Raw genomic sequence first — 9,158 nt, forward strand, 5'->3', positions numbered from 1 at the left:
CGGCAAAGCCGCCGGCCGGCGCGGTGGACCCGCCCAGCGAGTTGACCAGGATGTCGACGCCGCCCCAGCGCTGCAGCACCGCGCCGGCCAGTGCGGCCACGCCTTCAGCGGTGGTCAGGTCGGCCTCGAGGTAGGTCACGCCGGGGCGCGGCGTGGCAGGCGCCGAGCGTGCCGTGGTCATCACCTGGGCGCCGGCGTCCTGCAGGCTGTGCACGATGGCAGCGCCCAGGCCCTTGGTGCCGCCGGTCACCAGCACCCGCTGGCCCTGAAGTTGAAGGTCGAAGCTCATGGTTGGCTCTTGAAAGTGAACGACGGAGCGAAGGATGCGCCACGGGCGGTGATGAGTGAATCGCCTAGAATCCGCATGGCTTATGTAGCTGCACATACACAATGCGCGGATCTGACTTTGCCGAGCTGAAGGCCTTTGCCGCGGTGGTGGAGCGCGCCAGCTTCGCCCGTGCGGCCGAGCACCTGGGCGTGTCGCCTTCGGCGCTGAGCCAGACCATCCGCCAGCTGGAGGGCCGGCTGGGCGCACGCCTGCTCAACCGCACCACACGCAGCGTGGCCCCTTCGTCCAGCGGCCAGCAGCTGTACCAACGCATCGCCCCCCTGCTGCGCGAGCTGGATGCGGCGGTGGCCGAGGTCGGCGAAGCGACCGGGCGCTTGAAGGGCACGCTGCGCATCAACACGCTGGGCATCGCGGCCAGGCAGCTCATCGGGCCACGGCTGGCCAGGTTCCATCAGACCTACCCCGAGGTGGTGCTCGACATCGTGGTCGATGACCATCTGGCCGACATCGTGGCCGGGCGCTTCGATGCCGGCATCCGCGTGGGTGGGCGGCTGGAAAAGGACATGGTGGCGGTGCGACTGACGCCGGACCTGACCATGGTGGCAGTGGCTTCGCCCGACTACCTGGCGCGCCACGGCACGCCGCAGAAGCCGGCGGAGTTGCAGCAACACGCCTGCATCAACTGGCGGCTGCAGGCCGACGGCCGGCACTACCGCTGGGAGTTCGAGAAGCGCGGCCGGCGGCTGGAGGTGGCGGTGGAAGGCCCGGTGGTCACCAACCATGCGGACATCGGCCTGGCCGCCGCCCTGAACGGGCTGGGCATCGCCTACCACTTCGAGCAGGACGGCGTGGCCGACCTGCTGGCGCAAGGGCGCCTGGTGCAGGTGCTGGCCGATTGGTCCGTCTCGCGGCCCGGGCTGTTCCTCTACTACCCGCACCGGCAGCATCGGCCGGCGCTGCTGGGCGCGTTCATCGACTGCCTGCTCGACAAGGACCTGGCCCGCGCGGCCGCATAGCGGCTGGCGCAAGCCATCTTCCAACGCGCGACTTTCCGAGCCCTACCTCGGCTTCCGGCTCGACCTCGACCCGGCCCTGGTGGCCGAGCTGGTGATGCAGATGGGCCCTTCGGCGGCCGTGCGGGGGCCCACCGGTGGGCTATGAAAGCGCCTCGCAGTTCAGCCGCGAATACAGCCGGCTGTTTGGCGTGCCGCCCTCGCGCGATGCGCTGGCCGTGCCGCAGGCGCGCCGCGCCTGATCACAGGTCGGTGGTGACGGACAGCGCAGCCAGCGCCTGCAGCCCGGCCTGTCGGCGTTCGAGGGCCGTGGTGGCATAGGCCAGTGCATCGCTGCCCGCCGCAAAGTGCAGCGGCGGCCGGGGCATGCCCGCCAGCTGAACTACCACCTGCCCCAGCTTGACCGGATCGCCCGGCTGCTGGCGGTTGTAACTCTCGCAGGTGGCGCGCGGGCCGTCGGGCAGTTGGGCATGGTCCGCCACCGGCTGGCTGCCGTACTGCACCGAGCTGGCGTCCAGGAAGTCGGTGCGGAAGAAGCCCGGCTCCACGTCAGCCCGAACACATGGGTGTGGAACTGCCGCTCCACCGCCTCGGCCGGAATCTCCTCGAAGAGGCCCAGCTGCCCGTAGCCCGCGTTGTTCACCAGCACGTCGATGCCGCCCATGCGGGCGGCCGCCGCTTCCACCGCGGCCTGCGCCTCGGCGCCCATGCTAGGAACGGCGGGGCGGCGGCCATGCCTGATGGTCCGGCTGCCTTGCCTGATCGGCCAGCGTGGCACGTTCCGTGCTCGCAGTGCGCCGCTTTGCAGCTTGCGCTGTCGTCCCCGCTGTTCCAAGGACCTCGATGTCGCGTCTGTTCGCCCGCTTGCTCGGCCGTCTGTCGGTGGGCCGCAAGCTGCTCCTGATCTACCTGCTCGATCTCACCGCCGTCATCTACATCAGCGGCATCCTGATCAACGAGAAGTTCATCGCCATCGACTTCGCCCGCAAGGAAGAAAGCGGCATCGCCTACATCCGCCGCACCAGCGACGTGCTGGTGGCGGTGGCGCGGGCCTCCATCGGCCAGGACGCGGTGCCCCGGCCCGAGGGCTGGCTGGCGGCGGCGCAGGCCGTGGCCGATACCGAACGCCTGCACGGCGACGGCATGAAAAGCAGCGAGCCGGCGGCCCGCCTGCAGCACACGCTCGAAGCGCTGGGCCCGCGGCCCGGCCCTGCGGCGCTGGCGGCGGCACTGGCCGAGGGCCGGGCCCTGGTCACACGGGTGGGCAACCAGTCCAACCTGATCCTGGACCCCGACCTCGACAGCTACTACAGCATGTCGCTGGTGCTGCTGCGCTACCCCGAACTGCTGGACGTGCTCGAACGCATCGGCACCCAGCTGCGGCCGGGCGCGCAGACCGAGCCGGCCGTGCTGCGCACCCAGTACCTGGTGCTGGAAGGCCAGCTCGATGCGGTGACCCAGGGCATCGCCAGCGACGAGGCCGAGGCCGTGGCCGCTTCCCAGCCCGCCCTGCGCGCCGCGCTGGACCCGGCGCAGGCGCGGCTGGCCACCGCCATCGAAGGGCTGCGCCGGGCTGCGCGCGCCTACATCGACGACGGCGCCACCGGCGACCGCCTGCGCGCCGTGCACCTGGCGCAGGCCGAGCTGGTCGACGAGCTGCACCGTGCCTGGCAGCTGGGCGCCACCGAGCTGGAGCGGCTGCTGGCCACGCGGATCGAGGGCCTTTACACCCGCATGTGGCTGCACCTGGGCACCGCCCTCGTGCTGCTGCTGGCCATCCTGTCGCTGGTGTACGGCGTGGCCCGGCAGATCGCGCTGCCGCTGCGCCGCCTGGCCGGCGTGGCCGACGAGGTGCGCCGCACGGGCGACCCCACGCTGCGCGCCCAGTGGACCAGCCAGGACGAGATCGGCCGCCTGGTGCTGGCCTTCAACGACATGCTGGCCCAGCTGGACCGCGAGCGCACCGCGCAGCAGGAGCTGGCCGCCAGCGCCCGCGCTGCCGAAGCCCAGCGGGCGCTGGTCGAATCGACGCCCATCCCGTTGATGGTCACGGCCATTCCCGGCCATGAGGTGCTGCATGCCAACCCGCCGGCCGAGTCGTGGCTGAACGGCCAGCGCGGCGACCCGTGGGCGGTGGGCCTGGAGGCCGCGGTGCGGGCGCACTTCTTCCAGCAGCTGGCCGACCGCGACGCGGTGCATGAGTTCGAGGTGCGCTGGCTGGGCAGCGGCGAGCCTACCTGGGCCGTGCTCAGTGCCCGGCGCGTGCAGTACCAGGGGCGCGATGCGGTGATCACCGTGTTCTCGCCGATCAACCACCTCAAGCTGATGCGCCGCCGCCTGGAGCTGTGGGCCAAGGTGTTCGAGGCGTCCACCGAGGCCATCATGATCGTGGCCGCCGACCGGCGCATCCACACGACCAACCTGGCCTTCCACAAGGCCACGGGCTACGACCTGCAGGACGTGGTGGGCGAGCCGCCCACGCTGCTGGTGGGCGGCGCCGACCCGCAGGGCCTGCTGGACGACATCTGGGCCGTGGTGGCGCGGCGCGGCACCTGGCAGGGCGAGCTGTCGCTGCGCCGGCGCGACGGCAGCGAGTACCCCGCCTGGCTGCTGATCAGCCCGGTGCGCGAAGGGCCGGGCGCGCGTGGCGAGGTGACGCACTACATCTTCACCTCCATCGACATCGCCGACCGCAAGAAGAGCGAGGCCCGCATCCAGTTCCTGGCGCAGCACGACGTGCTGACCGAACTGCCCAACCGATCGCTGTGCATCGAGCGGCTGCGCCTGGCGCTGCAGCAGGCGCGGCGCAGCGGGCAGAAGGTGGCGGTGATGTTCATCGACCTCGACCGCTTCAAGGACATCAACGACACGCTGGGCCACCACATCGGCGATGGCCTGCTGCGCTCGGTGGCGCGGCGGCTGGTGGAGGCGGTGCGCGCGGGCGACACCGTCAGCCGCCTGGGCGGCGACGAGTTCGTGGTGGTGCTCAATGGTGTGGACACGGTGGACGACGTGACCCATGTGGTGGAGCAGCGGCTGATCCCGCGCATCCGCGAGCCGCACCTGGTGGATGGGGCGGAGCTGAACGTCTCCTGCAGCGTGGGCATTGCGCTGGCGCCCGACGACAGCACCGACCTGGACGCCCTGATGCGCCATGCCGACACCGCCATGTACCAGGCCAAGGCCGGCGGCCGCAATGCCAGCGCCTTCTTCACCGCCGAGATGACCGAGCGCGCCCTGCAGCGCCACCGCACCGAGACCGCGCTGCGGCGCGCCATCGAGGCCGGCGAGCTGCGACTGGAATACCAGCCCCGCATCGATGCACGCAGCGGCCGGGCGGTGGGCGTGGAAGGCCTGCTGCGCTGGGACAGCCGCGAGCTGGGGCCGCTGAGCCCGGCCGTCTTCATCCCCATCGCCGAAGAAAGCGGCCTGGTGGTGCCGATGGGCGCCTGGGTGATCGAAGAGGCCTGCGCGCAGATCGGCCGCTGGCGTGCGCAGGGGCTGCCGCCCCTGAACGTGTCCATCAACCTGTCGGCACCGCAGCTGCAGGACCCGACGCTGTTGGACACATTGGCCGGCAGCCTGGCGCGCCACCAGGTGCCGCCCGGCGGGCTGGAGCTGGAGCTGACCGAATCGATGCTGATGGACCGCGCCGACAGCACGCTGCGCACGATGCAGGCCATCCGCGCGCTGGGCGTGGGGCTGGCGATCGACGATTTCGGCACCGGCTATTCCAGCCTCAACTACCTCAACCGCTTTCCGATCGACAAGCTCAAGATCGACCGATCGTTCGTGCACGACATGCTGGCCGATGCCACGGCCCGCGCCATCGTGCAGGCCATCGTGGGCCTGGGCCACACGCTCAAGCTGCAGGTGGTGGCCGAAGGCGTGGAAACGCCGGCCGAAGGCGCCGCGCTGTGCGCCGCCGGTTGCGACGAGCTGCAGGGTTTCCTGTACAGCCGGCCGCTGCGGCCCGAAGCCCTGCAGGCCTGGCTGCAGGCGCAGCAGCAAGGCCTGGCGCTGGTGCCTTGAGGCTGCCTACACTGCGACACCGGATGGCCACCCCAGCGGCAAGGAGGTCCAGCGCATGCAGTCCACGTCGGCCCCGGCCCCCGCCGCGCCCTGGGTCGCCTGGCACGAAGGCCTGGCGCTGTCACATGCCGGCGATGCGCGGGCGCTGCCCCGCCTGCGGCAGGCGCTGCAGGCCCTGCAGGCGGCCGGCGACGCGCGCGGCAGCCTGCTGGGGGCTGCGGCGCTGCTGGTCACGGCCCAGGTCGGTGGCAGCTTCCGCGACTTCCGCGGCTGGTTGTCGGCCCTCGATCCGCTGCGCGCCGAAGGGCCACGTTCGGCGCTGCTGGCCACGGCCGACGAGCAGTTGCTGGGCCTGTCGGCCCTGTTGATCGGCCAGCTCTTTTTTGACCTGCAGGACAGCTCCGTCGACGCAGTGGTGGACCAGCTGGTGTCCCTGCTGGAGCAGGAAGCCGACATCGACCTGCAACTGGCCGCCGCCCGGCTGCTGATGTACTACGTGGAGCCGCGCGAGCTGCGGGTGCTGGGCCAGCGCGTGCATGCGCTGGTGCAACAGCGGCTGGCAGCCTGTGCGCTGGCCGGCGTGGTGCCCGCGCCGCACCGGCAGGCCCATTGGCTGCTGGCCTGGCGCACCTGCGCCGGCTATGCCAAGGAGCCGCAGCAGGAAGAGGCCGCCACGCATGCCGCGCAGGCGCTGGCCGACCGCCACCAGCTGCGCGACGTGCAGTTCGCGCTGGCCTTCGACGAGGTGAACCAGAGCCTGCCCGGCGGCGACCTGCCGCGGGCCGAACGGGCGCTGGCGCGGGCCGAGCAGTGGGTGGACGCCGCCAACCTGCGCCAGCTGATGCTGCTGGACGTCACCCGCATGCGGCTGGCCCGGCTGCGCGGCCAGGTGGACGAGGTGCTCTTTCGCGCCACGCGCGCCCGCCAGTACGCCGAGCAGCTGGAATGCCCCGGCCCGATGATGGGCGCCTACCTGGTGAACGAGGCGCATGCCCGTCTGCTGGCCGGCGATGCGCCAGGCGCCTGCGCGCAGATGCAGGCCGCGCTGCCGCTGCTGCCCGAGGGCTTTGCGCTCGAGGTTGGTGAGATGGTGGACATGATCGAGGCGCACGAGGCGCTGGTCCGCGGCGACCCGCAAGGCCGGGCGTTGATGGCGGCGGTGTGGGCCGGCCTGCGCCAGCGGCAGTTCTACGACAGCTTCGAGGGCCAGCCCGCCTTTCGCGCGCAGCTGTGCGTGCTGGCGCTGGAGCACCGCATCGAGGTGGACTTCGTCACCAGCCTGATCCGTAAGTGCGGCATCGCCGCGCCGCCCGGTGCGCCCGAAGAATGGCCGTATGCGCTGCGCATCCGGGCGCTGGGCCAGTTTTCGGTGGCGCGCGAGGGCGTGCCGTTGCCGGTGGAAGGCAAGGGCCAGCGCAAGCCGCTGGAGCTGCTGCGGGTGCTGGTGGCGCACAACGCCACCAGCCCGGCCACCGGCATGCACACCGAAGCGCTGATCGACATGCTGTGGCCCGACCTGGAGGCCGAAGCGCCCAAGGCTTCGTTCGACATGACGCTGATGCGCCTGCGCAAGCTGCTGCAGGTGGACGGTGCGCTGCCGCTGGCCGAAGGCCGCCTGTGGCTGGAGCCCAGGCTGGTGTGGACCGACGTGGCGGCCTTCGAGCACGACTGTCAGCAGCTGCTGCAGCTGCTGGATGCGCCGGGCAACGACCTGGCGCTGAGCCGCGCGGCCCGCCGCCTGCGGCTGCGCCAGGGCCACCGGCTCTTCGGCCACGGCGCGGTCGAGCCCTGGATCACCGGCCCGCAAGAGCGCCTGTCGCGCCTGCTGGCGCAGGCGGTGTCGGCCTACGGGGCCCACCTGGAAGCCCAGGGCGCATGGCTTGCCGCGGTGGGCCTGTACGAGCAGGGGCTGGCCGACGACCCTTTCAACGAGACCTGCACCCGCGGGCTGATGCGCTGCCACCTGGCGCTGGGCCAGCCCGCCGCCGCGATGCGGGCGTTCCAGCGCTGCCGAGACCTGCTGGCGGCCCGACTGCAGGTGCCGCCCTCGGCGGACACGCTGGCCCTGCTGGCGCGCATCCCCCAGTTCACGCCCGACCCCCCACCGGAGGGCGGCCGCGGTTAGTCATCCGTTAGCGGGGCCCGGGGGCGGGCGCAGGACCATTCGTGCACTGCAGACAGCAGCTCGCACAAACCTTCGCAACACCGCCCGAAAGCACGCCATGAACAGCCCCCGCCCGACCAAGACCCTTCGTGCCCTGACGACCGCAACGCCGCTGCTGGTGGCCCTTGCAACGGCCCTGCCGGTGCAGGCGCAGTCCGTCGGCTGGCATCCGGCCACGGCGCAGCGGCCGGCCGTGGTGGCCGGCATCGATGCCAACACCTTCCTCGTCGGCCACCCGGCCAGCCCGCGCATGCGCGGCGGCCATGCCAACGTCGAGCATCCCGCCGTGCGGGTGGCGCGTGGCGAGGGCCGCAGCGGGATGGACGCCAACACCTTCCTCGTGCAGCCGCCGGTCACCGTCACCTGGCTCACCCAGCCGACGGGCGCCGACGACCTGCCGCGTTATGCGCAGGCGCCGCGTGCGCCGGGCCAGGCCGCCGAATGAGCGAGCCTGCCCGGCCGCCTCAGGCGCAGGGGCCGGCCAGGCTGTCGGAACGTTCGATGAACAGGAACTGCGCGCTGCTGCGCGAGCGCTTGAGCAGCCGCAGCCGCGCCGGGATGGACCGCAGGCGCAGCTTGAGCACCGTCTCCACGATGACGTCCAGCGATTCCGCCTGCTGCAGGCGGCCGGCCACCTGGGGGTTGTTCATGCAGGGCGCGATCTCGGTGAAGAACTGGCGGCCGATCACCGCCTCGGGCGCAAAGCCGCTGAGCAGCGATTCGCGCAGGTTGTAGGCCGTGACCGCGCCCTGCGCATCGAGCCGGATGACGCCGAAGTCCAGCGTGTCCAGCCAGCTGTCCGGCGCCTGGCTCAGCACGTCCAGCGCATGGGGCTGGTCGAAGGCCAGCCGGGGCAGCACCGCGCCCGAGCGGGTGGTGTCCAGCACCGCCTGTATCGCGCGGCTGGCCCAGCGCAGGTCGATGGGCTTGTGCCAGCACTGGTCGAAGCCCTGTTGCCGCAGCCGGGCGAGCGTCTCGTGCGTGGCATCGGCGGTGACCGCGATGCACACCACATCGCGCAGCGCCGCGTCGTCGCGCACCTGCCGCAGCAACCACGAGCCGTCCCGGCCCGGCAGGTTGATGTCGATCAGCAGCAGGCTGGGGCGCTGCTCGCGTGCCATCTCGCGCGCCATCGCCAGGCCGGCTTCGGCCGACTCGGCCACCAGCAGCTCGGCCGTGGTGGTGGTGTCCACCAGGGCCTTCATCAGCTCGGCATTGGTGGGCTCGTCTTCCACGTACAGCACGCGCCCGCTGCGGGCGGGGCGGGGCTGCGCGGGGGGCGGGGGCACCACCTGGTTCAGCACCTGGGGGTCGGGCGACTGCTGCTGCAGCGCCGTGATGGAGCCTTCGGTGGGCTGGGCCGCGGGCAGCAGCACGGTGAAGCAGCTGCCGATGCCGGGCTGGCTGTCCACCTCGATGCGGCCGGCCATCGCTTCGACCAGCCGGCGCGAGATCACCAGCCCCAGGCCCGATCCGTGGATGTCCTGGCTTTCGCGGCCCAGGCGGTTGAAGGGCTCGAACAGGTGGCCGATCTGCTCGCCCGCCAGGCCACCGCCCGAATCGCGCACGGCGATGGCCACCTGCTGCGTGTCTTCGTGCCGGCGCACCGAGATCGACACGGCGCCGCCGGTGCGGTTGTACTTGATGGCATTGCTCATCA

7 protein-coding genes and 2 pseudogenes are annotated in these 9,158 nt (G+C 71.8%); 5 read left to right on the forward strand and 4 right to left on the reverse strand.

Features of this window, described 5'->3' with window-relative positions; genetic code table 11:
* On the reverse strand, positions 1-289 hold a 289-nt coding region (locus ABNT58_RS27425), incomplete at its 3' end, for an SDR family NAD(P)-dependent oxidoreductase (RefSeq protein ID WP_348756542.1).
* A 101-nt stretch (positions 290-390) separates the two neighbouring features.
* On the opposite strand from ABNT58_RS27425, the gene ABNT58_RS27430 reads away from it, so the two are divergent.
* Together ABNT58_RS27430 and ABNT58_RS27435 are read left to right on the forward strand one after the other, a co-directional pair.
* Positions 391-1,305: a LysR family transcriptional regulator gene (locus ABNT58_RS27430; protein ID WP_348756543.1), complete on the forward strand. Its 915-nt coding sequence runs from the start codon at positions 391-393 to the stop codon at positions 1,303-1,305.
* Between the two features lie 134 nt (positions 1,306-1,439).
* Positions 1,440-1,544 (forward strand): annotated as a pseudogene (locus ABNT58_RS27435) (AraC family transcriptional regulator); the annotation flags it as partial.
* On the opposite strand, the gene ABNT58_RS27440 reads toward ABNT58_RS27435, so the two are convergent.
* Together ABNT58_RS27440 and ABNT58_RS27445 are read right to left on the reverse strand one after the other, a co-directional pair.
* Positions 1,545-1,850, reverse strand: a complete 306-nt coding sequence (locus tag ABNT58_RS27440) for a hypothetical protein (protein ID WP_348756548.1) — start codon at positions 1,848-1,850, stop codon at positions 1,545-1,547.
* 53 nt (positions 1,851-1,903) lie between these two features.
* A pseudogene (locus ABNT58_RS27445) lies at positions 1,904-2,011 on the reverse strand (SDR family NAD(P)-dependent oxidoreductase); the annotation flags it as partial.
* A 134-nt stretch (positions 2,012-2,145) separates the two neighbouring features.
* Between ABNT58_RS27445 and ABNT58_RS27450 the strand changes: the two are divergent.
* The 3 genes from ABNT58_RS27450 to ABNT58_RS27460 all read left to right on the forward strand — a co-directional run bounded on the left by ABNT58_RS27450 (position 2,146) and on the right by ABNT58_RS27460 (position 7,943).
* Positions 2,146-5,334: an EAL domain-containing protein gene (locus ABNT58_RS27450; RefSeq protein ID WP_348756544.1), complete on the forward strand. Its 3,189-nt coding sequence runs from the start codon at positions 2,146-2,148 to the stop codon at positions 5,332-5,334.
* Positions 5,335-5,389: 55 nt separating this feature from the next.
* Positions 5,390-7,459: a bacterial transcriptional activator domain-containing protein gene (locus ABNT58_RS27455; RefSeq protein WP_348756545.1), complete on the forward strand. Its 2,070-nt coding sequence runs from the start codon at positions 5,390-5,392 to the stop codon at positions 7,457-7,459.
* Between the two features lie 97 nt (positions 7,460-7,556).
* Positions 7,557-7,943 carry a hypothetical protein gene (locus tag ABNT58_RS27460; protein WP_348756546.1) on the forward strand — a complete coding sequence of 129 codons (387 nt, stop codon included), beginning with the start codon at positions 7,557-7,559 and terminating at the stop codon, positions 7,941-7,943.
* A 19-nt stretch (positions 7,944-7,962) separates the two neighbouring features.
* On the opposite strand, the gene ABNT58_RS27465 is transcribed toward ABNT58_RS27460, so the two are convergent.
* The coding region (locus ABNT58_RS27465; RefSeq protein WP_348756547.1) for an ATP-binding protein at positions 7,963-9,158 on the reverse strand (1,196 nt) is incomplete at its 5' end.

The organism is uncultured Aquincola sp. (assembly GCF_964001545.1).
Taxonomy (GTDB): Bacteria; Pseudomonadota; Gammaproteobacteria; order Burkholderiales; family Burkholderiaceae_C; genus Aquincola.